Below are 20,879 nucleotides of genomic sequence, written 5' to 3' on the forward strand. Positions count from 1 at the left end.
GGAACTGCCGGAAAGGATCAGCTTTTGCGTTGTGTGTATATTCACTAGTCGGTATACTTGCGACATGAGCGAGCCCGCCAGCCCCACCCGCAAACGCATCGTCGATGCGGCGACGAAGCTGTTCTATGCCGAAGGCGTCGCTCGGGTCAGCGTCGACGCGGTGGCCGAAAAGGCGGGGCTGACCAAGCGCACGCTCTACTATCATTTCAGGAGCAAGGACGATCTGATCGCCGCCTATCTCGACGGCCGCGACCAACCCAACATCAAGCAGATGGGCGGCTGGTTCGACGCCGCCGAGGGCGGCGTCGACAAAAAAGTCGCGGCGATCTTCACTAATCTGGCGCGCGTGGCGCGGCACCCGAAGTGGAAAGGCTGCGGCTATCTGCGCACCGCCGCCGAGCTCGCCGCCATGCCCGGACACCCGGCGGTCAAGGCCGGGTCGCGCCACAAGACCAATTTCGAACAATGGCTGGCCGCAGAGCTTTCAAGCCACAACGTCAGCGAGCCCGGCATGCTGGCGCGCGAGATCGTGCTTTTGATGGACGGCGCCTTCTCCAGCATGCTGATCCACCACGATCCCGACTACATAGGCGCCGCCGGCCACGCCGCGGCGACGCTGGTCAAGGTGAGGATGACAGAGCCGGCTCCGCCAGCAGCCAGTCGATCATCGCGGCGGCGTGGGCGGGTGATCGGTCGGGCGCCAGGATCGAAAGGCTGAGGCCGGTCGGCACGCGCTTTTCGAACGGCGCCCCAGTGAGCCGGCGGCAAGCGGGCGCGAGACCAGCGCGGGCCGGGACGGCCTGATCGAAATAGCTATTTCTGGCTCCGAAGGGCGACCCCGCACCCGCCGGAAACAACTTGTCGAAACGCCTGGCTGCCCATACCATGCCCGCCCCACGGCCAAAGCTGATCAAGAGGTCAGTGAAACGGTCGGGTTTTTCAGCCAGTGCAAGGTAGGGAGGATAATCATGGCTTCCGCAGTACAGGCCGACAATGGCGTCAACGTAGAGGCGCTGCTCGCCGCAAAAGAAGCGCTTACCAACGCCCCGGAGGCCGCGCAGTTCAAGTGGCGCGCGGCGTGCGAATGGAAGGATGGCACCCACAGCCATTCGACGGTCGAGAGTTTTTACGGTCTCGGCCAGGACCAGCATCGCAAGACCACCTTCGCATTCGACGCCGACCATCCGGAGGTGTTCGCTTCCCTGGATCAGGGCGCCACGCCTGTCGAATACATACTGGTCGGGCTGGCCAGTTGCCTGACCGCCGGCATCGCCGCGGTTGCCCAGAACCGGAACATCCAGTTGAAGTCGGTGAAGGCGACCATCGAAGGCGACATGGATCTCGCCGGCATACTCGGCATCGACAGCGACGTCCGCAACGGCTTCAGCGGCATCACGGTGAAGTACGCCATCGACGCCGACGCCAAGCGCGAGGACATCGAGGCGCTCGTCGCCCAGTCGCAGAAGCGGTCGGCCGTCTATGACATCGTCACCAATCCGACGAACGTCACGGTCGTGGTGAACTGAAGGGCGGTTCGAGCCGTAGCTTTTGCTGAGAGGGCGCGATTAGTTCCGTCACCACAGTGATCGTCGGCGCAGGGCACGCGGGGCTCGCGATGAGCCGCTGCCTCGCGGAGCGCTCCATCGACCATGTGCTGCTCGAGCGCGGCGAGATCGCCAATAGCTGGCGCACCGAGCGGTGGGATTCGCTGCGGCTGCTCACGCCCAACTGGCAGAGCCGGCTGCCCGGCTTCCGCTATGACGGCGACGACCCGGACGGCTACCGGACGCTGCCTGAGGTGATCGACTTCCTCGGCAGCTATGCCAGGGCGATCTCGGCGCCGGTCGAAACCCATACGACAGTTACCTCGGTGCGCGGCGACAGTACGGGATACCTGGTGCGCACGGACCGCGGCGAGTGGCGGTGCCGGACCGTGGTGCTGGCGTCGGGCGCCTGCAACATCGCGCGTCTGCCCGATTTCGCCGCCCGCGTGCCGCCGTCGGTCGCCATGCTGACGGCGCAGTCCTACCGCAATCCGGGCCAGGTCGCCGACGGCGGTGTGATGGTGGTGGGCGCGTCGTCGAGCGGCACCCAGATCGCACAGGAGCTGCAGCGTTCGGGGCGTCAGGTGACGCTGTCGGTGGGCGAGCACATAAGGGCGCCCCGCGTCTATCGCGGCAAGGACCTGGAATGGTGGATGGACGCCGCCGGCGTGCTCGACGAGCGCTACGACGAGGTCGACGATATCAGGCGGGCGCGACGCGTTCCTTCGCTGCAGCTTGCCGGCACGCCCGATCGCACCACCCTCGACCTCAATGCGCTGCTCGACCGCGGCGTCAGGCTCGTCGGTCGTCTCGCCGGCATCACCGAGGACGGCAAGGCCCAGTTCGCGGGGTCGTTGCGCAACATGTGCGCGCTTTCCGATCTCAAGATGGCCCGGCTGCTCGACCTCATCGACGAATGGGCGCGCGACAACGGCCTGGACGCGACGGTCGGGCCGCCGGATCGCCCGCCGCCGACACGCGTCGAGGACAACCCGCCCCTCGGCCTGGATCTCGCCGGCGGCGCGATCAGGACGATCATCTGGGCCTCCGGCTACCGGCCGGACTACTCCTGGCTGGAGCTGCCTGTCCTCGACCGCTGGGGCCACGTCCGTCACGACGGCGGGGTGGCCGACCATCCGGGCCTCTACCTGATGGGAATGCAGTTCCTGCGCCGCCGCAAGTCCGCGCTGATCGACGGTGCCGGCGATGACGCGCGCGATCTCAGCGACCACCTGGCAGCGTACCTCAGGCAAGATTCAATCTGCTAGCCGACGCGGGCCCATCAGCAGTTGTGCAAGAGATCATCGATTCAGGGCAGCGGGATCGGCTTGTCACTGAGTGTGCGCAAGTAGGCGATCAGGTTGACCCGTTCGGTCTCGTCCGTGACGCCAGGCGTCTCCATCTTAACGCCCGGCGTGGTAAGCATAGGCCCGAAGAGATATCTGTTCAGGTCCTCGTACGTCCATAGCCCCTCCCAGCCCAGCAAGGTATCGGAGTAACGCATGTCTGCCACGGATGCCTTGTCGCGGCCGACGACGCTCCATAAGTTGGGTCCTATCTTGTTCCCTCCCTGCGGTTCGGCAGTGTGGCAACTGACACACACACGCGGGCGAAGTAGGTTCGACCTTTCTCGACATCGGCAGAAGCCAATTTCATTGAGATCGGAGCCGGTGTTGGCAAGACAACCCCGTGCGACAAAAGATAGGCGGCAATTTCGGCTTGCCCCCGGCTCTTTGCGATATGGAGCGGCGTCTTGCCGCCCGTTGTCTTCGCATTCACGTCTGCGCCGGCCTCGACCAGCGCCCTCACACAATCGAGACAATCGAGAGTGACGGCGACGTGGAGGGCGGATTCGCTGTCACGGTTGGAATTTGGATCTGCATTCCGCTCCAGCAACAGATTTAACAGATCGATCTTGTCTTTCCCCACGGCCGCCATCAGCGGAGGGCCCCAAGCCGTCTGGGCGTTGACGTCCGCACCACGTTCTATGGGCAATTTTGCCGCATCGATGTGGCCCAGCATCACCGCAAGATAGAGCGGGGTGGCAGTGCCATCGCTCTCATCTATTCCGGCACCTGCATCGAGTGCCGCCGTGATCGCCGCGACATCGCCCTCCATGGCGGCGTCGTGGATGGCGGCGGCATGCGATACAATCGGAATGTGTGCAAGCACCAACAGAATGAAAAGCAAGAACCCGCGCATTAGCATCTCCCAAGGCAGGCCTGAGGATCCGGCACGATTTCAAGATTGCAAAGTCTATCTCAAAATCCCCGATCGCGACAATGGCTTCGGGTGTATGAGCCCACGGCCTAGCAGAACCAACGCCCAACACCAAAGGGACCAGATTGGTCACCGCCGACACGCCGAATTACGTGACCTGCAATCATATTCCCAGGTGCAACTTCGGCTTCCAGAAGGGGCGGAACAACTCGATTTTGGGACAGCGGTTCATCACCACTTTCAAGCCCGCTTCCTCCGCCAACCAGGCGGCAGCGTCATCGCGCACGCCGATCTGACCCCACAGAACCTTGGCATTGATGGCGATGGCCTCCAGCGCGACTTCCATTAGATCTTCGGAGCGGCGGAAAACCTCGACCATGTCGACGGGCCGGTCGATGGCCGCCAGCGACGGGTACACTTTGAGCCCTCGAATTTCCTCCACGCCGAAACTGGGATTGACCGGGATCATGTCGTAGCCGGTTTCGTGCAGCACCCTGAGAACACCATAGGAAAATTTGGTCTTGTCTGGGCTGGCGCCCACCATCGCGATGGTTTTGACCGATTTCAGGATCTGCTGCAGATAAGCCTCCGGATAGGGCTCATCATGGTTCATATGGGTCATTTCTTGTCGTCCAGCGGGGTCGCGATATCGGCTTTCAATTCATGCGCGGCCAGGGGGTCGAGGAAGGGGTTGCGATAGAGCCTGTCATGGCTTTCGACGCCGACCTCCAGCGTGCAGTCGCTCAGCGGGCGGGCAACGCAGAGGATGATGTAGCCATTGTTTATCTGGCGGTTGTTCAGCGCTACCTGCGCCCTCTGATCGACCTTGCCGCTGATCATCTTGGCCGCGCAGCTTATGCAGCCGCCATACTTGCAGCCGTAAGGCAGGTCCACGCCCTGCTCGCGCAGGCTCTGCAAGAGGGGCTTGCGGTGATCGACGGCATAGGCCGCGCCGCCCTGATTGGCGAGCGTGATGGTGAAGCTGGTCATACCCAGATGTCGCTCGTGCAATCGCCGCCGGGATAGCGGGTTTCGTGGCAGCGGCTTGGACCATTGGGTTCCTTGCCGAAATCGACGACAAACCGCGGATCGATTTCCATGCCGCCGTTTTCGGTATCGCAATTGACCATCAGCATGCAGCCGCCATTTGTCCGGATTTCCGGATAGAACTGGTTGTCCCAGGTCGAGAACAGCGAGGTCGTCACATAGAGGCGCCTGCCGTCGAGGCTGAGCTGGATCATCTGCGGCCCGCCAGTGACTTTCACGCCATTGACCTCGGGCGCGCGGCCGAGCAGTCCGCCCATCCACACTTGTCCGGTAAGCTTGGCGTTGTGAGGGTCGGAGATGTCGTACTGGCGGATGTCGCCATGCAGCCAGTTGCACAGATAGAGGTATCTGTCGTCCATGCTGAGCAGGATGACCGAGATCACGCCGGGTATCGGGATCGGCCATTCGGGATGCGGCTCATTCTCGACGTCGACGATTTTTTCCCATTGCCAATCGCCCGCCGCGTCCTTCCACCAATGGATGATGTTTGCGGAAAGCGCCGCGCCGACAAAACCGTGGCTGCTGTCGGGATTGTGATGGAAGCGCACTTCCAGCGGGATCAGGCCGTCCTCACCAAGATAGAATGTCTGCCTTGGCTCCTTCTTCTCGAAATCCCAGAAATGGATCTCGCGGCCATATTTCAGATGGCCGACCTCTTCGAGGTCGAACCCGGGCATGAAGGTGTTGGGCGCGGCCCATTCCGAGCTGACCATCACGTTGTGCCGCGGCTGGTACCAGAAATCATAGCCGAACTTGATGCCGCCCATGGAGTTTTCCCAACGGCCGACGATCTCGAACTCCTTGCTGAGCTGCAGATAGCCGCCGGGGGCATTGCCTTGCGCGTCGCCAAGCATGGAGACGATGATATCCGAGCCGAGGCAATGCACCGTGTGCGGCGCCGACAGATTGGTCCTGGCCTTGATCTCGGCGCCGTCGATGACCTTGAACAAGGTCGGATTGCGGGGATCGGTGCCGCAATCGACAATATGCAGATTGGACGAGCGCACCCCCGGCACAATCAGGTATTTCCGCTCCATGCTGGCATCGCCATGGCACGACGAGCAGGCATTCCAGCCCGAATGATGCAGCTCATCGCCGATGCCCGGCATTTGCAGGCGTGAAATCACCTGGCTGTAGGTCGGGCTCTGCGGGTCGACATCGATGGTGCACAGATAGTCCGGCTTCTGAATGCCCGTGCCGGTGTAGATGGCAATCGTATAGAGCAGCTTTTCGCGCGGCGCCCGCATCGCCTCGGCGGGAGAAGCATAGCCCGGTCCACAGCAATGATTGGTCATGGGTACTTCCCCATTTGAACAGATCGCCGGCCAGCCCCAAGGGGGTTAGGCTGGAATGTTAGTGCATGCTCGGCGCTGGCGCTACGGCTGGGGCGGCGGTGGAGCCTGCGCCGTGATGACAACTCGGCGGCACGGCACCGCGCGGTGGAACAGCGGCGCTCCTCGCGCGTTGTTTAATTAGGAGTATCTAATATGAGATTCGTGGTGGTCCGGGAGCCAACCGACACTTGGGCCGTATTTGACACGATCGTTAACGAGCCGGCGGGATTCGCCAGCCAATGCCTCATCGGGTTGACGCGTGAACAGGCCGAGTGGTTCGCGTCAAGGTGCAATCAACAAATGTCGCGAAGCGTTCGGCGCGTTCAGGACATGCCGCGCAGTGTTGTGCCACTGATGCCGAGGGATGTGAATGAAACGATTCGTCGGCAGGCCACATGATGACCGAAGATGCGATGGCGGCTGTTTTGGCAGTCAGGAACACGGCGGCCGAGATCCTGGGGGTAGTTGACAGCGCCAACAAAACCGATGCCGCTGTCGACGTCCGCCGTCTGGGCGAGGCCGTCCAGTTCCTCGCCAATGCTCAGATCCTGGGCTACGATGTCCGTGCCGCGATGGTTTTGTACGGCGACCTGGGAACGCCATCCCTTCGAGCCAGAGACTGCGAGCAGCTGTGGGCCAAATACGGAAAGGCCTTGCTCGCGTATTGATGAGATCAGATGACTTCATCGCCTGCTGGAATGCGCCCGCCGCCAACGCGCGAGCCTGTCCTGCGTTGCGCCTGTTGCACTACTGAGGCGTGTCGCCTGCGTTCGCCATTTCGTCCTTGAAGCTCACCTTCGTGCTTTTCCTCACCATGGCCGCGAGGTCCCCGGCATCCCAGTTGGTCAGCCTGATGCAGCCATGCGAGAAGGTCGCGCCGATCTTGCCGGGCTCGGGCGTGCCGTGAATGCCGTAGCTCTCAATGGAGAGATCGATCCAGACAGAACCCACGGGATTGTTGGGGCCGGCAGCAATGGTGAATGGCCGCTTTGCCTTGACCCCCTTGAAAGCGAAGTCCGGATCGTAGTGATAGGTCGGATTGCGCACCACGCGCTTGACCTCCGCCTCGCCAGTCGGCGCCGGCTTCTCGTCGCTGCCAATCGAAGCCGGGAAGACCGCGAGCCATTTGCCGGAAGGATCAAGCACGCGCACCTGGCGCGCGCCCTTGTCGACCTCGACACCGGCAATGGCGGCGGGAGGATCCCCCCGGCCAACATCCGGCACCAGCAATTTCGTGCCGACCTTCCTGAAGCCGATGCCCGGATTGAGCCGCCTGAGCAATTGCTCGCTGATATGGAAGCGCTCCGCCAGCCTCTCCGTCGCATTGTGATAGCCGAGCCTCGGCAGGCGGGCCATCCGCTCCAGCCGGGCCGGGATATGCCTGGTGAAAGGTCCGCGCACATCCTTGCGCGTCAACTCATAGGCAACCAGGACCGGGCTCGTGGAGGTTGCCATCAGCCTGTCCCAGGTCTCGCGCGTGAGCTTGCCGTCCGACGGCAATCCGTTCGCCGTCTGAAAGGCCCTGACCGCCCTGGCGAAATTTTCCGATGCACGGCCCTCGATCAAGCCTGGCGAGAAACGGGCGCGATCCAGAAGAATCTCTGCCTTCAGCAGGACGGGGCTGAAGCCCTTCGGTTCCTCGACGGTGAATTGCGCCTCGTTGACGGTGGCTGGGTCCAGCTTGGCCGCCCCTGCCCCGCCGCAAGCGAGGGCAAGCACCACAGCGACCAACAGAACGAGCCGGGGCATCGAGGTCACTCCACGAAAACCTGCTTGTATTATGACGCGGCAGGGCTCTTCTGGTTCCGTTCACTCGCAGCTGCAGGGGAGAACCTGACCAGATGAGGCACTCCAGCCGGCGATGAAAAGAACTCTGCCGAGGGTCTTGCAATCTTGCGATGCGACGCCCGGCCACCGGCCTTATCGCCCGCTCGGCGCGCCCGGCTTCATAATGATCTCCCGGTGCGGATACGGAATGCTGATGCCATTCGCCTTGAACGTATCCCACAGCGCCAGCAGCACCTTGCCGCGCACATTGGTCAGGCCTTGCTGGGGGTCGCGGATCCAGAAGCGCAGGACGAAGTTCAGCGAGGAGTCGCCGAAATCGGTCAGCCAGCAGACCGGCCGCCGGTCGGCCTCGACCCGGCCCACGCTGATCGCCGCCTCGATAGCCAGTTCGCTGACCTTGTGCGGGTCGGCGTCGTAGGAGACGCCGAAGTTCACGTCGAGCCGGACGAGGTTGTCGCTGAACGACCAGTTGATGACCCTTTGGGTGATGAAGTCCTCGTTGGGGATCAGGAACTCGCGGCCGTCGCGCGTCACCACCGAGACGAAGCGCGCCCGCAATTCGCGGATCCAGCCGAACGTGCCTTCGAGCGAGATCGTGTCGCCGGGCTTGATCGACTTGTCGAGCAGGATGATGACGCCGGAGACGAAGTTGGAGACGACCTTCTGCAGGCCGAAGGCGAGACCGACGCCGACGGCGCCGGAAAACACCGTCAGCGCCGTCAGGTCGAGGCCGACGGCCGATAGCGCGACGGCGCCCGCCACCAGCACGAGGCCGATCTTGGCCACCTTGCCGACGAGGACGCGGATCGACGGCGTCAGCTCCTCGGAGAGGCGGACACGCTCATCGATGTAATTGCCGATGACCACCGCCAGCCAGACCGTCGCGACCAGCAGCAGCGCCGCCTTCAGCACCATGAGCGCAGAAAGGCGAACCGCACCGAGCGGGATTGCCAGGCTGTCGAGGACCGTGGCCGCGTCGTCGCTGACGTGCAGGATGACAAGGGCCGCATAGATCCACGCCAGCCAGCCCAGCGTGCGTGCGACGAGGCGGTTGCGGATGATGCGCGACAGCACCGTCGCGAACAGCCACGCCAGCGCGAGCAGCAGCGCGACCTGGAGGAGATGGGTGCGGCTTGGCCAGGTGACGGCGCGCAGCAGGCTGAGCGCGGCAAACAGGAAGAGCGTGAACAGGATCCAGTCGGTGCGCCGCAGCAGGGCGATCACCACCCGCAACAGTCCGGGATGGCCCTTGATCTGGCGAGCCTGGCCCTCTACCAGCGGCTCGACGCGCAGCGCCGCGAGCTTGGCCAGCGCGAACAGTGCGGCGATGATGCCGAGCTGATAGACGAACCACGGCGTGGCCGCATAGTCGAACCATCCGTCGGCCCAGGCCAGCGATCTTTCGATGGCGTCGCGAAAATCCATTTGCCACGACCACTTGGCTAAGGAACTGCAACTTGTGGTCCACAATGTCGCCGGGCTTGAGAATGGTCAAGCGGACTTCGCTCGGCCCCTGGCCCGCGCCCACTCCGGCGCGTGTCCGGCGCGCTCGGGGTTTGCGCGGCCAGGCGTGAACGGCCACCGAAGAGCTGGGGAACAGTGGCCCATCCATGCCCGGCGCGCTCGACCCGCCGCGCTTCGGTTGATAAGCCCTGTCGCCGTAGTAAAGGTTTTCGAGTCGAAATATGACGGTTGCGATCGAGATGGGCGAGACGAGCGCGGGGGCCACGGCGGCCCTCGACCTCGAGGAGCTTTTGGCGACCCGGCTTCTGGTGCAGGGCAATTCCGGCTCCGGCAAGTCGCATCTCTTGCGCCGGCTGCTCGAACAGAGCGCGCCCTGGGTGCAGCAGACCATCATCGACCCTGAAGGCGACTTCGTCTCGCTCGCCGAGCGCTTCGGTCATCTGGTGATCGATGCCGAGGAGCACACCGAGCGCGGCCTGCAGGCGGCCGGCGAGCGGGCGCGCATCCACCGCGTCTCCACCGTCCTCAACCTCGAGGGGCTCGACGCCGAGAACCAGATGCGGCGCGCCGCCGCCTTCCTCGGCGGGCTGTTCGAGGTCGCGCGCGACCACTGGTATCCGATGCTGGTGGTGGTGGATGAGGCGCAGCTCTTCGCGCCGGCGGTGGCGGGCGAGGTTTCCGACGAGGCGCGCAAGCTTTCGCTCGGCGCGATGACCAATTTGATGTGCCGCGGCCGCAAGCGCGGGCTGGCCGGCATCATCGCCACGCAGCGGCTGGCGAAGCTTGCCAAGAACGTCGCGGCGGAAGCCTCCAACTTCCTGATGGGCCGCACCTTCCTCGACATCGACATGGCGCGCGCCGCCGACTTGCTCGGCATGGAGCGGCGGCAGGCGGAGGCGTTTCGCGACCTCGAGCGCGGACAGTTCATGGCGCTCGGTCCGGCGCTGTCGCGGCGTCCGCTCGGCCTGCGCATCGGCCCGACTGATACAAAACCGCGCAACGGCACGCCGCGGCTGATGCCGCTACCGGAGGCGGCCTTGGAGGATGCGCGCGCGATCATCCTCGCCGCGCCGCCGCCCGAGACGGTCAGGCCGCAGCGCCGGGCGCCCTCGCCCGACCTGCTCGACCAGCTGATGGCGGCGAAATCGGCGGCGCTGGAGATCCGCCCCGAGCCGGCGGAGGCCGCACCCAGCGCCGAGGATCTTGCCGAGCGGCGCGAACGGATGGACCGCGTGCTCGGTGCCGTGCTCGCCGAACCCGATGCCGGTTTTCGCGTCATCGGCGTGCTCTACCAGGAGTTCGTCGTCCGGTGCCGGATCGAGGGCCTGGCCTCGGTGGTGCCGGACCTTGCCGAGTTCCGCCGCATGCTGACGCGGGCGCGGGCCGGCCTCGGCTCCGAAATGGCGGAAGACGACGCCTGGCGCGACGTCTCGGTGCGCGCCTCGCTGCTGCCCGAAGACATGCAGGGCGTGTTCATGATGATCGCCCGCGCGGCGAAGGAGAGCCGGCCCTGCCCGAGCGACGCGGCGATCGCGCGCGCCTATGGCTCGCACTCGCTGCGCCGCGCGCGCCGCCTGCTCACCTATATCGAGGAGCAGGGCCTCATCGTCTGCCAACTCGACGGCACCGGCCGGCGCACCGTGACGCTGGTGGAGCTTGCCTGGGCGACGGCGCCGGGCGATCCCAATGCCGAGGAGGCGGAGCTAGGCGTTTCGTGACGAGAGCAAGGCCCCGTACGGGGCCTTACCCTATCGCCATCGAGTCTAGCGTGCTGCCTATTTGCCCATCAGCTGCTTGGCGTTCTCCGCCGTGATCGCCGTCGTCTCCACCGTCACCGTCGGCTCCACCGCGGTCGCGCAGTCGAGCAGGATCTTCTTCGACATCTCGATCGCTTCCTTGGCGCCGGTCGGATAGGTGAAGGTCGCCGCCCAGTCGCCCTTGGCGACGGCCTCGATGCCGCCGGCCGGGCCGGGCAGGCCGTCGGTGCCGATGATCTTGACGTCCTTGCCGGCGCCCTTGGCAGCCAGCAGCGCGCCCGCCGCCATCATGTCGTTCGAGGCGTAGAGCACCTTGATGTCGGGATGCGCCTGCAGCATGGCGGCAAAGGCGGTCTGGGCTTTATCCGGAACCCAGTCGGCGGCCTGCTCGGCGACGACCTGGATTTTGGCGTTCTCCTTCACGCCGTCCTTGAAGCCGTTGAGGCGCTCCACCGCCGGCGTCGAGCTCGGCAGGCCTTCCAGCACCGCCGTCTCGCCGCCGTCGGGCAGCAGCGTCTTTGCCGTGTACTTCCCGGCCTCGAGCGCGATCTTGTAATTGTCGCCGCCGATGAAGGCGGTGTAGTCCTTGCCGGGATCGCCGACCGTCTTGCGGTCGAGCTCGATCACCGGAATGCCGGCATCCATGGCGCGCTTGACGGCCGGCGTCAGAGGGGCGGCCTCGAAGGGCGAGATCAGCAGGAGATCGACCTTCTGAGTGATGAAGTTGTCGACCTGCGACGTCTGCGTGTTGACGTTGCCGGCGCCGTCGGCGATCTGCAGCGTGAACTGCGGAACGTCCTTGGCCGCGGCCGTCAGCTCGTCATTGACGTGCTGGCGATAGGGCTCGGCGTTGTTGGCCTGCGAAAAGCCGATGACGAACTGGCCGTCCTTGGCGCAGGCCTTGACCATCGGGGCGGCGGCCTGGGCGGTGCTGGCGATGCACAGGCCTGCGCCTGCCAGAAGCGCGGCCTTGAGGGCACGCTTCGATCCTCTCAGTGTGGTTTTCATGCTCACTCTCCTCCTCGTCTGGCCGGGGGCGGACAGACCTTTGGTTTCAGTCTCGGGGGTATGCTTGCCGCCGGCCTCCTACCTGCCCAATCCCTCGCGGCGGCGAACGAGGGATTGGAGCACTGCCGCCAGCACGATGATCGCGGCGGTCGCGAGCAGCTGCGTGGCTGGGGTGATGTTGTTGAGCTGAAGGATGTTGGCGAGCGCACCGAGCATGATGGTGCCGGCGACGGTGCCGACCATCGAGCCGGCGCCGCCGAACAGGCTGGTGCCGCCGATGACGACGGCGGCGATCGCCGTCAACTCGTAGCCCATGCCGTCATTGGCGCTGCCGAAATTGAACTGGCCGGCATGCACGATACCGGCAAGTGCTGAGGCAAAGCCAGTGATGGCGTAGACCGAGATCTTCACCATCGACACCGGCACGCCGGAAATGCGCGCGGCGCGCTCGTTGCCGCCGACGGCAAAGACGTAACGGCCGAAACGCGTGGTGTTGAGCACCACCGTGGCGATCGCGGCAAAGGCGATGAAGACGATGGTTGCCACCGGCACTGTGTTGTCGAACAGCCGCTCGCCCAGCACCGCGAACACCGGCGGCGCCAGGCCCGGGCCCTCGCCATAGGAGATGTTGATGTACTGGTTGCCGGAAACGATGAGCGCAAGGCCCCGCGCCGCCTGCAGGCCGGCGAGCGTGACGATGAACGGTTCCAACCGGAAGCGGGTGGAGATCGTGCCCTGGACGATGCCGAAGGCGATGCCCATGGCGAGCACGGCCAGAATGGTCGGGATCAGTCCGAAGCCGCCGGAGATCATCATCGTTGCGGTCACCACGGCGGACAGGCCGAGCACCGCGCCGACCGAGAGATCGATGCCGGCGGTGATGATGACGAAGGTCATGCCGATGGCGATGATGCCGGTCTCGGACACGGCGCGCACGATGTTGGCGATGTTGTCGGGGTTGAGGAACAGGATCTCGCCGTGTCGCCGGGGCGAGAAGATGACGCCGCCGATCGCCACCAGCACGAGCCCGATCAGGCTCTGGAAGCGCACGATGATCGCCAGCGGGTCGACGCGCCTCGCCGCCGGAGCAGCGGGTACCGAAGGGCTTGAAGCTGCCGGGCTGGCAGCCACCGAAATCTTCTGGTCCGACATCAGGCCTCCCTGCCGTTTGCCGCGGCAAGCACGGTGTGCTCGTCGACGCCGCCAATGAATTCCGCCACGTTGCGCCCCTGGCGCAGCACCACGATCCGGTCGCAGAGCCCGATCAGCTCCGGCATCTCGCTGGAGGCGACCAGTATGCCGAGCCCCTGCGCCGCGAGGGCTCTCAGCCGCGCATAGATTTCGCCCTTGGCGCCGACATCGACGCCGCGGGTCGGCTCGTCGAGAAGCAGCAGACGCGGGTTTCCGAGAATTTCCTTGGCCAGCACCACCTTCTGCTGGTTGCCGCCCGACAGCGCGCCGACCGATATGTCCGGGTTCCTCGGCCGGATGTCGAACTGGCCGAACGACTGCTTCACGGCGTCGGCCTGGCGGCGCGGCGACATCAGGCCGGCCGGCGAGATGCGGCGGATCACCGACATGACGAGGTTGAGGCCGACGGCCATCCGCAGCATCAGGCCGCTGCCGCGCCGGTCGTCGGTGACGAAGGCGATGCCGGCCTTGCGCGCCGCGTCGATGGAGTCGAGTTTCACGGGCCTGCCGTCGACTGCGACCTCGCCCTGCCAGCGGCCGGCGAGCCCGGTGCCGTAGAGCGCGGACAGCAGTTCGGTGCGCCCTGCTCCCATGATGCCGGCCAGGCCGACGATCTCGCCCTCCTTCACCTCGAGCGAAATGCCGCTCGGCGGCTGCCAGCCGGCGCTTTCGCGGGCGAGCCTGAAGCTGGCATCCTTGAGGCTGAGCAGCGTCTTGCCGGCGCTTCTGGCGCGCGCCGGGTAGAGTTCATCCAGCGAGCGGCCGACCAGAAGTCGAACCAGTTCGGCCTGCGGCGCGTGCGGCTCGGTGACGCCGGCGACGCGGCCGTCGCGCATCACCGTCACGCGGTCGGCGATCTCAGGCACTTCCTCCAGCCGGTGCGAAATGTAGACGATGCCGACGCCGGTAGCGGCGAGCTTGCGCATGATGTCGAACAGGCGCTCGACCTCTCCGACGGTGAGCGCGGCCGTCGGCTCGTCCATGATCAGCACGCGCGAGGCATAGGACAGCGCCTTGACGATCGCCACCACCTGGCGCTGGCCGATGGAGAGGTCGGCGACGAGGCGCGCGGGGTCGATGGCGAGTTCGATCGCCTCAAGCCGCCGCTTCGCCTCGCGGCGCATCGCGGGCACGTCGAGCAGGCCGCCCGGTCGCATCAATTCGCGGCCGAGGAAGAGGTTCGCCGCGACATCGAGCGAGGGCACCAGGTCGAGTTCCTGGAAGATTGTGGCGATGCCGGCTGCCTGCGCCTCGCGCGGGTTGTTGAAGGTGACCGGCTTGCCGTCGATCTGGATTTCGCCCTCGTCCGGCGTGTAGACCCCAGAGAGAAGGTTCATCAGCGTCGACTTGCCGGCGCCGTTCTCGCCAAGCAGCGCGTGAATCTCGCCGGGCTTGAGGTCGAAGTCGACGCCGCGCAGCGCCTGCACGCCGCCGAAGCGTTTCACCGCACCGGTGACCGAAAGCAGCGGCGCGCTCATCTCGGCCTCGCGCAGGACTGGCGTGCCTGCAGCCTTGCCTGCAGCCGCACGGCACGCGGCGCTGCGTGGCTGGAGGCGATGCGCTCGCTGAGCAGCGCCGCCGCCTGGTGCCCGATCTCGGTGCAGGGCTGTTCGACCAGCGTCAGGCGCGGCTCGAAGCAGTCGGCCCATTCGAAATCGTCGAAGCCGACCAGCGACAGGTCGCCGGGAATCGAAAGACCCTTCTCGCGGATGGCGCGGACTGCCCCGATCGTCGTCATGTTGTTGCCGGTGACCAATGCGGTGGGCGGCGTCGGCAAGGCCAGGATCGCATGCGTCGATGCCGTGGCGCTCGCCGTGTCGACATTCTCCGGCGAGACATAGCGCGGCAGGCATTCAAGTCCATTGGCGGCGAGCGATGCGCGAAACGCCTCGATGCGCTCGCGCGTGGTGGCCAGCCCCGGCTGGCCGGCAATATAGCCGATGCGCTTGTGGCCGAAGGACACGACATGGTCGATGAGGGCTTGCATCGCCGTGTCGTTCTCGACACCGATCTGGTCGAAGCGGTCGTCGGCGAAGCGGTCGATCAAAACGCAGGGCAGCTTCTTTTCGGCGAGATAGTCGATGGCGCGCTCGGGCGAGCCAGACGGCGCCAGGATGACGCCGTCGACGCGGCGCTGGTGGAAGGCGCGCACCACCTGAAGCTCGCGGTTCGGATCTTCCTGCGTGTCGGAGAGGAACACCATCAGGCCGAGCCGGGCGCATTCGGCCTCGACCGCGCAGATGATGTCGGTGAAGTAAGGATTGGAAATCGCCGAGATGGCGAGCCCGACGCTGCGGGTCGAGGCGACCTTCAGCGAGCGCGCCAGTTCGTTGGGCTGATAGCCCATGGCGGCGATGGCCTCGTTGATCAGTCTCGCCTTCTCGGGCGAAACAAAGCGGGTGCCGTTGACAACGTGCGAGACGGTCGACACCGAGACGCCGGCGCGGCGCGCGACCTCAGCCATTGTCGGCATGACGGCTCGTGTGGAGTGCCCGCAAGCGCTCCTCCCTTGATTGCGTTTCCCGACCGCTCTTCGGCGGATTTATGGAAACCATAGAGCCATCGAAACGTTTGCGCAATCGATTCGATAAAAGCTCGCGACAAATTTTTGTCGCGGGCTGAAAACTTGGAAATCAGGTGGTGAAAGCCAACCAGGCCGTGCAGGCGGCAAGCGTGACCAGCGTCAGCGGCAAGCCGACCTTGAAGAAGGCGGAGAAGGAAAGCTCCTTGCCCGCCGCCTTGGCCTGCTCGGCGACGATCAGGTTGGCGACAGAGCCGAGCAGCGTGAAATTGCCGGCCAGCGTCGAGCTCATCGCGACCACCAGCCAGGCGCGCTCGGGGTTTTCAAGCCCGGGGACAAAGGGCCTCAACGCCAGCACCGCCGGCACGTTGCTCATGATGTTGGAGAGCACGGCGGTGAAGCCGGAGAGCCGCCAGACATCGTCGAGTCCGATGTTTTTCGCCCAGGCGATCATCTCGGGTGTCAGCAGCGTCTTTTCGGCGCCGGCCACGACCACGAACAGGCCGGCGAACATGAACAGCAGCGGGCCGTCGATCTCCCGGTAGATGCGGTGCGGCTTGATCGCGCGGGTGACGAGCAGGAAGGCGCCGGCAATCAGCGCCGCCTTGGCAACCGCAACGCCGGCGAAGAACGCAACCGCCAGCATGACGCAGACGATAACCGCCTTCAGCACCTGACCCGGCAGCATGCGGCCGCGATAGACTTCGGGACTGAGGTCCACGGTGCGGGCGAATTCGGCGCGGTAGGCGATGCGCAAGATGACGATGACGGCGAGAAGGCCGAACAGCGCCACCGGCGCGAGAGCGGCCGAAAAGGCAGGATAGGAAATGCCGGACAGCGCGCCGATCACCATGTTCTGCGGGTTGCCGGTGATGGTGGCGACACTGCCGCAATTGGAAGCCGTGCAGGTGGCGATCAGATACGGAACCGGGTTGCGGTTGATGACGCGCGTGACATGGACGACGATCGGCGCCATCACCAGGCAGATTGCGTCATTGACCAGGAAGGCCGAGAGCACGCCTGTCAGCAGCGTCACCATGACCAGGAGCATGAACGGCGCGTGCGCATGCTCGATGGCAAAGCCGCCGAGCGCGCGGAAGGCGCCCGAAACCTTCAGATGCGCGACCACGATCATCATGCCGAGCAGCAGCGTGATCGTATCGAAGTTGATGGCGCGGTAGGCATCCTCCATGCTGATCGCGCCGACGGCGATCATGGCTGCGCCACCGAGCAGCGCAATGCCGGCGCGATCGAGGCGCAGGCCCGGAAAGCGGCCAACGGCGACACCGGCATAGGTCAGGATGAGGATCAAAAGTGCCGCCGCGCCAGTCCATGTCATTGGCAGAAGTTCCGTCCGAACTCGCCGCTCCCCGGCAGATTCTGCCCGGCGGCATTCTTCGCTCCACCTTTAGCAAGCGGGCGGCAAAGCGAAAGCGGTGGAAGCGGTTGTGCGGTTGAAACTTTTCGTGCGACCCGACGATAAGGCCGCGGCGTCCGAACAAGACAGGCGGGTTTGCTCAGTGGCTAGTCTGCAACCGGCTTGCCCTCGGCGCTATCGTTGCGTTCCGGCTCCAGAATTCCAAACTCCTGCGATTTCAGCCCCTGCTCGGCCTTGAGGAACCCTTCCGCGGCAAGGCCGCGCCGTAGCAGTTCCCGCACGGCCGCCGACCGGCTCGGCATACGCTTTTCGAAGCGCCAGTTTTCCAGTGCAGCCAATTCGTCAGCCGTCAGCATGATCTGGAGCCGTTCAGGTCGTTCCAGTTCGCCCATTTGTGCCTCCGCCAAGACCAAAATGCAGTGAGTTAGTATCTGGCTCACTAACAGTAAAATTAGGATTTGACGCACATCCCGTCAAGGGTGAGCGATGGGTGATCGGCGCAAAGGCCCAACGATGAGGACAAGGCATCGACCAAGCAATCAACAGACTATACTAACTAATTGATTTTATTTCAATATTTTTGACATTGCGCTTGCTATCGCAATGTGTCGGGCGCATGCTCGAAAATGAGGGAAAACGCCTCACCGGAAGGCAACTGCCATGCGCGACAGCTATTCAAGCCAATTGCGAGAAGACCTCAACTCCCTGGTCCTGGCCGCGATCCATTCCACGGGCGTGGTCAATGTCGCTGTCGTGGCTGAGCGTGTGCGTCTGCGAAACCTCGACGAAAACGTCGCGCGCGAAGACCTCGAATATATGGTCGTGCAAATAGCCGAAACGTATGGGGCAGCCATGGAGTTCGACTGCGCGCTTGTCGCCGAGATGGCCGAGCGCGCCTGTTCGGCGACGCAGTAAGGAGAGGATGTCAGCGCGAAGTTTCGGCCGGTCGCGCCGTCAATCCATCTCGTCAAGAGAGTTTTTCACGTATCGCAACGGCGCTTCGAGCTTCCAGCTTACACCGTGCTCGCCGAACTCCAGCTGTCCGGTACCGCCCAGCGCCTGCGGCGCGATCCGTTTCAGTACAACCGATCCGAATCCGCGACGTATCTCTCCGTCCAAGGGCGGTCCATCGTGCTCGTGCCAGACAAGCCCGAAGGTTTCCTCGCCATTGGCGGCGGTGGTTATGGCCCATTCGATCTCGACCTGCCCGACCGGGTTAGACAAGACCCCGTACTTTGCCGAATTTGTCGCCAGTTCGTGGAAGGCGATGCCGAGATATTGGACGGCGTTCGGCTTGAGCATAATCACCGGCCCCTTTGCCGACAGGCGCGACTGCGCCGCGAAGACCCTTACCTGCGCCTCGACCAGTTCGGCAACCGTCGCGCCGCGCCACTCGGCATTGACAAGCAGATCGTGCGATTCCGAAAGCGCCAGGATGCGTTCGCGCACCTGTTCCAGAAAGACCTCCGGGCTGCTGGCTTGTTTGCTCGTCTCGCGGATCATCGAGATGATGACCGAATACTGGTTCTTCACGCGATGATTGACCTCGCGCATGAGCAGGCGGATGCGCCGTTCGCTCTCCTTATGAGAACTGATGTCGCACGCGATCTTGGACGCGCCGATGATCCTGCCGATGCCGTCGCGTATCGGCGAGACGGTGAGCGAAACGGGAATGCGCGTGCCGTCCTTGCGCTGGCGCACCGTCTCGTAGGACGGCACGACCTCGCCGGCGCGAATGCGGGTGATGATCGAGACCTCCTCGTCCAGGTGGTCGGGCGGGATGAGGATTGTCACCGGCCGGCCGATCGCCTCCGCCGGCGTGTAGCCGAAGAGGCGCTGCGCCGCGTCGTTCCAGCTGGTGATGATGCCGTTTATGTCCTTTGAAACGATCGCATCCATCGATGACTCGACAATGGAGGCAAGCCGCGTGCGGGCTTCGTCCGCCATGGTCTGGGTGCGCAGGTCGAGCAAGGTGTTGATTGCGCCGATCGTGTCACCGGTCTCGTTGCGAAGCAGGACGGGATGTGCGCTGAATGGGATGAGTTCTCCGTTGGGCCGCTCGGCAATCGCCCGCCCCCAGCGAACGTCCTTTTCTTCGCGCAAGGCAATGGCCATCGGGCATTCGTCGTGCGCCATCTTGCGACCGTCGAGATGACGCAGCTTCCACGATCCGCACCACCGATCCTCGTTGAGGACGGGACGATGCCCCCAAAGTTCGGCCGCGGCTTCGTTGAAGAATGTGATGAGGCCCTGCTTGTCGGTGGTGTAGACGGCGACTGGCAGCGCCTGCAGCAGATCGAAGGCATGGGCGCCCGGGAGCCCGATGCCGCCATGTTCAATCGTATCCACCGACCCCCTCGCCTTTCGATGCTGGAAAATTAACTCGACAAGGAATGCGCGTGAGGGATTTCGGTTCCCCGGCGCGCGGTGTCCGGCCGCGAACGCCGGTTCCCGGCTACGCTTGCGCAGTCGTCAAAGGCGGCAGGAGGTGTCGGCGACCTCCCCATCCAAATGAATTTGCGAGGGAACCATCACCGGCGCGAGCGGTTCCCGCAAAAGTCGCGACGCGACGAAACCACAACCAAATGGAGACCGCCATGACCATGAGAATCCTCGCAGCCGCCTTGCTGACGCTTGGCCTCGGCACATCGGCGATGGCCCAGACCGCTGGCGACACGGCCGGCTCAGACATGGCCGACGGCAGTGGAAAATCGGTTGTCGTCGACCCCGATGGCCCCAACACGGTCGATCCGAACGGCCCCAATGCCATCGATCCCACACCGACCTACAGCATCGACGGCATGAGCCGCCCCTATGCGACGAGCCCGACCCCGGATCAGAACTGTCCGGTCGGCCCGCAGGGCGCACAGCCTGACGCAACCGGGACATCGCCCGGGACAAGCACGCCGACGGTGAACGACAATCATTGCGGCAAGTAACCAGCGTAATCGCCGAACCGAGGCCGCGAGCCGCCTGGCTTCGCGGCCTCCGCCGTTTCCGGCCGGGGGAACCGATCCGGCCGCAACGACGTTTGCTAATTTGTTTGGTTCGAAACATTTGAGCTCGAAACGATAACTTGGGAGACAGGACGTGGCTTCATCGGCGCTCATCGGCATCCTGATCACGTTCCTGGTGATCATCCTCGTGCTCTACCTCGTCCAGCGCCTCCCGCTTGACGGCCGCACGCGACAGATCGCGCAGATCGTCGTCATCATCATCGGCATCGTTTCGCTGTTGAAGTATCTGGCCGTTTTCTGATCCTTTCTCTAAGAGAAGGATGTTCAAGCTGGGGTTGCCGATGAAGGCTCGTTCGATCGCATGGATTGCCGGCGCCTTGTTGTGTGCCGCCACCACGGCGCATGCCCGCCCCGACACGCGTGCAATGAGCTGCGAACAGGTACGGTCGCTTATCCAAAGCCAGCGTGCGGCCGTGCTGACCACCGGCCAAAACACCTACGAGCGCTATGTGCGCCAGTTCGGCAATGAATGCGACTGGCCGGAGGTGCCCACCGCCGCCTCCGTTCCGACGCGCGACGGCCAGTGCCGCGTCTACCGCTGCCAGGAGCCGGTTTTCGACTTCCCGAACTGACAACTCGCGGAAGCTGACAACTTGCGCAAACTGATTGC

24 protein-coding genes are annotated in these 20,879 nt (G+C 64.3%); 10 read left to right on the forward strand and 14 right to left on the reverse strand.

Annotated features, from left to right (window positions below; genetic code table 11):
• Positions 1–64 precede the first annotated feature (64 nt).
• From EN857_RS25615 to EN857_RS25625, 3 genes are all read left to right on the forward strand, one after another.
• On the forward strand, positions 65–718 hold the full coding sequence (locus EN857_RS25615; RefSeq protein ID WP_128346645.1) for a TetR/AcrR family transcriptional regulator: 654 nt from the start codon (positions 65–67) through the stop codon (positions 716–718).
• Positions 719–968: 250 nt separating this feature from the next.
• Positions 969–1,526 (forward strand): OsmC family protein, encoded by a 558-nt coding sequence (locus tag EN857_RS25620; protein ID WP_127392001.1) that lies wholly within the window; start codon positions 969–971, stop codon positions 1,524–1,526.
• A gap of 56 nt (positions 1,527–1,582) precedes the next feature.
• On the forward strand, positions 1,583–2,812 hold the full coding sequence (locus EN857_RS25625; RefSeq protein WP_281015754.1) for an NAD(P)-binding domain-containing protein: 1,230 nt from the start codon (positions 1,583–1,585) through the stop codon (positions 2,810–2,812).
• A gap of 41 nt (positions 2,813–2,853) precedes the next feature.
• Here the strand turns inward: EN857_RS25625 and EN857_RS35850 are convergent, their stop codons facing one another.
• The 5 genes from EN857_RS35850 to EN857_RS25645 all read right to left on the reverse strand — a co-directional run bounded on the left by EN857_RS35850 (position 2,854) and on the right by EN857_RS25645 (position 6,106).
• Positions 2,854–3,147: a c-type cytochrome gene (locus tag EN857_RS35850; protein WP_245493447.1), complete on the reverse strand. Its 294-nt coding sequence runs from the start codon at positions 3,145–3,147 to the stop codon at positions 2,854–2,856.
• Positions 3,099–3,746, reverse strand: coding sequence for an ankyrin repeat domain-containing protein (locus tag EN857_RS25630; RefSeq protein WP_245493448.1), 648 nt, complete (start codon positions 3,744–3,746; stop codon positions 3,099–3,101). Before EN857_RS25630 ends, EN857_RS35850 begins: the two co-directional genes overlap by 49 nt.
• Before the next feature lie 181 nt (positions 3,747–3,927).
• Positions 3,928–4,386, reverse strand: a complete 459-nt coding sequence (locus tag EN857_RS25635) for a CoA-binding protein (protein WP_127391999.1) — start codon at positions 4,384–4,386, stop codon at positions 3,928–3,930.
• The gene (locus EN857_RS25640) at positions 4,383–4,754 is read right to left on the reverse strand and encodes a 2Fe-2S iron-sulfur cluster-binding protein (protein ID WP_127391998.1); all 372 of its coding nucleotides are present in this window, start codon (positions 4,752–4,754) and stop codon (positions 4,383–4,385) included. Before EN857_RS25640 ends, EN857_RS25635 begins: the two co-directional genes overlap by 4 nt.
• The gene (locus tag EN857_RS25645; protein WP_127391997.1) at positions 4,751–6,106 is read right to left on the reverse strand and encodes a selenium-binding family protein; all 1,356 of its coding nucleotides are present in this window, start codon (positions 6,104–6,106) and stop codon (positions 4,751–4,753) included. Before EN857_RS25645 ends, EN857_RS25640 begins: the two co-directional genes overlap by 4 nt.
• Before the next feature lie 434 nt (positions 6,107–6,540).
• Here EN857_RS25645 and EN857_RS25655 point away from each other — a divergent pair, with 434 nt between their 5' ends.
• Positions 6,541–6,813, forward strand: a complete 273-nt coding sequence (locus EN857_RS25655) for a hypothetical protein (protein WP_127286070.1) — start codon at positions 6,541–6,543, stop codon at positions 6,811–6,813.
• A 79-nt stretch (positions 6,814–6,892) separates the two neighbouring features.
• Here the strand turns inward: EN857_RS25655 and EN857_RS25660 are convergent, their stop codons facing one another.
• Both EN857_RS25660 and EN857_RS25665 read right to left on the reverse strand, forming a co-directional pair.
• Positions 6,893–7,894 (reverse strand): L,D-transpeptidase, encoded by a 1,002-nt coding sequence (locus EN857_RS25660; protein ID WP_127310275.1) that lies wholly within the window; start codon positions 7,892–7,894, stop codon positions 6,893–6,895.
• Positions 7,895–8,065: 171 nt separating this feature from the next.
• The gene (locus EN857_RS25665; RefSeq protein ID WP_127391996.1) at positions 8,066–9,358 is read right to left on the reverse strand and encodes a mechanosensitive ion channel domain-containing protein; all 1,293 of its coding nucleotides are present in this window, start codon (positions 9,356–9,358) and stop codon (positions 8,066–8,068) included.
• 260 nt (positions 9,359–9,618) lie between these two features.
• Here EN857_RS25665 and EN857_RS25670 point away from each other — a divergent pair, with 260 nt between their 5' ends.
• The gene (locus EN857_RS25670; protein ID WP_127286073.1) at positions 9,619–11,115 is read left to right on the forward strand and encodes an ATP-binding protein; all 1,497 of its coding nucleotides are present in this window, start codon (positions 9,619–9,621) and stop codon (positions 11,113–11,115) included.
• 57 nt (positions 11,116–11,172) lie between these two features.
• On the opposite strand, the gene EN857_RS25675 is transcribed toward EN857_RS25670, so the two are convergent.
• The 6 genes from EN857_RS25675 to EN857_RS25700 form a co-directional block, all read right to left on the reverse strand.
• Entirely contained in the window at positions 11,173–12,162 is a 990-nt protein-coding gene (locus EN857_RS25675; RefSeq protein WP_127286074.1) for a substrate-binding domain-containing protein, read from the reverse strand.
• Between the two features lie 78 nt (positions 12,163–12,240).
• Positions 12,241–13,314 (reverse strand): ABC transporter permease, encoded by a 1,074-nt coding sequence (locus EN857_RS25680; RefSeq protein ID WP_245478264.1) that lies wholly within the window; start codon positions 13,312–13,314, stop codon positions 12,241–12,243.
• Positions 13,314–14,831 carry a sugar ABC transporter ATP-binding protein gene (locus EN857_RS25685; RefSeq protein ID WP_127392064.1) on the reverse strand — a complete coding sequence of 506 codons (1,518 nt, stop codon included), beginning with the start codon at positions 14,829–14,831 and terminating at the stop codon, positions 13,314–13,316. The genes EN857_RS25680 and EN857_RS25685 overlap by 1 nt, the downstream gene beginning before the upstream one ends.
• Positions 14,828–15,826, reverse strand: coding sequence for a LacI family DNA-binding transcriptional regulator (locus EN857_RS25690; protein ID WP_127286443.1), 999 nt, complete (start codon positions 15,824–15,826; stop codon positions 14,828–14,830). The genes EN857_RS25685 and EN857_RS25690 overlap by 4 nt, the downstream gene beginning before the upstream one ends.
• A 160-nt stretch (positions 15,827–15,986) precedes the next feature.
• Positions 15,987–17,213: an anion transporter gene (locus EN857_RS25695; protein ID WP_127392065.1), complete on the reverse strand. Its 1,227-nt coding sequence runs from the start codon at positions 17,211–17,213 to the stop codon at positions 15,987–15,989.
• A gap of 185 nt (positions 17,214–17,398) precedes the next feature.
• A complete protein-coding gene (locus EN857_RS25700; protein WP_127286441.1) occupies positions 17,399–17,644 on the reverse strand; it encodes a hypothetical protein in 246 nt (81 codons plus the stop codon).
• Positions 17,645–17,912: 268 nt separating this feature from the next.
• Between EN857_RS25700 and EN857_RS25705 the strand changes: the two genes are divergently transcribed.
• Entirely contained in the window at positions 17,913–18,167 is a 255-nt protein-coding gene (locus EN857_RS25705; protein ID WP_127286440.1) for a hypothetical protein, read from the forward strand.
• 39 nt (positions 18,168–18,206) lie between these two features.
• Here EN857_RS25705 and EN857_RS25710 read toward each other — a convergent pair whose 3' ends face one another.
• Complete coding sequence (locus EN857_RS25710) at positions 18,207–19,535, reverse strand: PAS domain S-box protein (protein ID WP_245511345.1); 1,329 nt, start codon at positions 19,533–19,535, stop codon at positions 18,207–18,209.
• On the opposite strand from EN857_RS25710, the gene EN857_RS34900 reads away from it, so the two are divergent.
• From EN857_RS34900 to EN857_RS25725, 4 genes are all read left to right on the forward strand, one after another.
• Entirely contained in the window at positions 19,455–19,634 is a 180-nt protein-coding gene (locus tag EN857_RS34900) for a hypothetical protein (protein WP_189521664.1), read from the forward strand. The two genes, EN857_RS25710 and EN857_RS34900, sit on opposite strands and share 81 nt — an antisense overlap.
• A gap of 215 nt (positions 19,635–19,849) precedes the next feature.
• The gene (locus EN857_RS25715) at positions 19,850–20,191 is read left to right on the forward strand and encodes a hypothetical protein (RefSeq protein WP_127392066.1); all 342 of its coding nucleotides are present in this window, start codon (positions 19,850–19,852) and stop codon (positions 20,189–20,191) included.
• A 151-nt stretch (positions 20,192–20,342) separates the two neighbouring features.
• Complete coding sequence (locus EN857_RS25720) at positions 20,343–20,510, forward strand: Thivi_2564 family membrane protein (protein ID WP_127287442.1); 168 nt, start codon at positions 20,343–20,345, stop codon at positions 20,508–20,510.
• Between the two features lie 19 nt (positions 20,511–20,529).
• The gene (locus EN857_RS25725) at positions 20,530–20,841 is read left to right on the forward strand and encodes a hypothetical protein (protein ID WP_245478413.1); all 312 of its coding nucleotides are present in this window, start codon (positions 20,530–20,532) and stop codon (positions 20,839–20,841) included.
• The last annotated feature ends 38 nt before the right edge of the window (positions 20,842–20,879 follow it).

The organism is Mesorhizobium sp. M4B.F.Ca.ET.214.01.1.1 (genome assembly GCF_004791545.1).
In the GTDB taxonomy this organism is placed as follows: Bacteria; Pseudomonadota; Alphaproteobacteria; order Rhizobiales; family Rhizobiaceae; genus Mesorhizobium; species Mesorhizobium abyssinicae.

Bases quoted from the DNA above. Each gene is read 5' to 3' on its own strand.
- EN857_RS25700 (WP_127286441.1), bottom strand. From the start codon at position 17,644: ATGGGCGAACTGGAACGACCTGAACGGCTCCAGATCATGCTGACGGCT.
- EN857_RS25660 (WP_127310275.1), bottom strand. From the start codon at position 7,894: ATGCCCCGGCTCGTTCTGTTGGTCGCTGTGGTGCTTGCCCTCGCTTGC.
- EN857_RS25655 (WP_127286070.1), top strand. From the start codon at position 6,541: ATGATGACCGAAGATGCGATGGCGGCTGTTTTGGCAGTCAGGAACACG.
- EN857_RS25705 (WP_127286440.1), top strand. From the start codon at position 17,913: ATGCGCGACAGCTATTCAAGCCAATTGCGAGAAGACCTCAACTCCCTG.
- EN857_RS25680 (WP_245478264.1), bottom strand. From the start codon at position 13,314: ATGTCGGACCAGAAGATTTCGGTGGCTGCCAGCCCGGCAGCTTCAAGC.
- EN857_RS25630 (WP_245493448.1), bottom strand. From the start codon at position 3,746: ATGCGCGGGTTCTTGCTTTTCATTCTGTTGGTGCTTGCACACATTCCG.
- EN857_RS25665 (WP_127391996.1), bottom strand. From the start codon at position 9,358: ATGGATTTTCGCGACGCCATCGAAAGATCGCTGGCCTGGGCCGACGGA.
- EN857_RS25620 (WP_127392001.1), top strand. From the start codon at position 969: ATGGCTTCCGCAGTACAGGCCGACAATGGCGTCAACGTAGAGGCGCTG.
- EN857_RS25675 (WP_127286074.1), bottom strand. From the start codon at position 12,162: ATGAAAACCACACTGAGAGGATCGAAGCGTGCCCTCAAGGCCGCGCTT.
- EN857_RS25615 (WP_128346645.1), top strand. From the start codon at position 65: ATGAGCGAGCCCGCCAGCCCCACCCGCAAACGCATCGTCGATGCGGCG.
- EN857_RS34900 (WP_189521664.1), top strand. From the start codon at position 19,455: ATGCCCCCAAAGTTCGGCCGCGGCTTCGTTGAAGAATGTGATGAGGCC.
- EN857_RS25635 (WP_127391999.1), bottom strand. From the start codon at position 4,386: ATGACCCATATGAACCATGATGAGCCCTATCCGGAGGCTTATCTGCAG.
- EN857_RS25640 (WP_127391998.1), bottom strand. From the start codon at position 4,754: ATGACCAGCTTCACCATCACGCTCGCCAATCAGGGCGGCGCGGCCTAT.
- EN857_RS25725 (WP_245478413.1), top strand. From the start codon at position 20,530: ATGTTCAAGCTGGGGTTGCCGATGAAGGCTCGTTCGATCGCATGGATT.
- EN857_RS25715 (WP_127392066.1), top strand. From the start codon at position 19,850: ATGACCATGAGAATCCTCGCAGCCGCCTTGCTGACGCTTGGCCTCGGC.
- EN857_RS25670 (WP_127286073.1), top strand. From the start codon at position 9,619: ATGACGGTTGCGATCGAGATGGGCGAGACGAGCGCGGGGGCCACGGCG.
- EN857_RS25685 (WP_127392064.1), bottom strand. From the start codon at position 14,831: ATGAGCGCGCCGCTGCTTTCGGTCACCGGTGCGGTGAAACGCTTCGGC.
- EN857_RS25645 (WP_127391997.1), bottom strand. From the start codon at position 6,106: ATGACCAATCATTGCTGTGGACCGGGCTATGCTTCTCCCGCCGAGGCG.
- EN857_RS25690 (WP_127286443.1), bottom strand. From the start codon at position 15,826: ATGCCGACAATGGCTGAGGTCGCGCGCCGCGCCGGCGTCTCGGTGTCG.
- EN857_RS25695 (WP_127392065.1), bottom strand. From the start codon at position 17,213: ATGACATGGACTGGCGCGGCGGCACTTTTGATCCTCATCCTGACCTAT.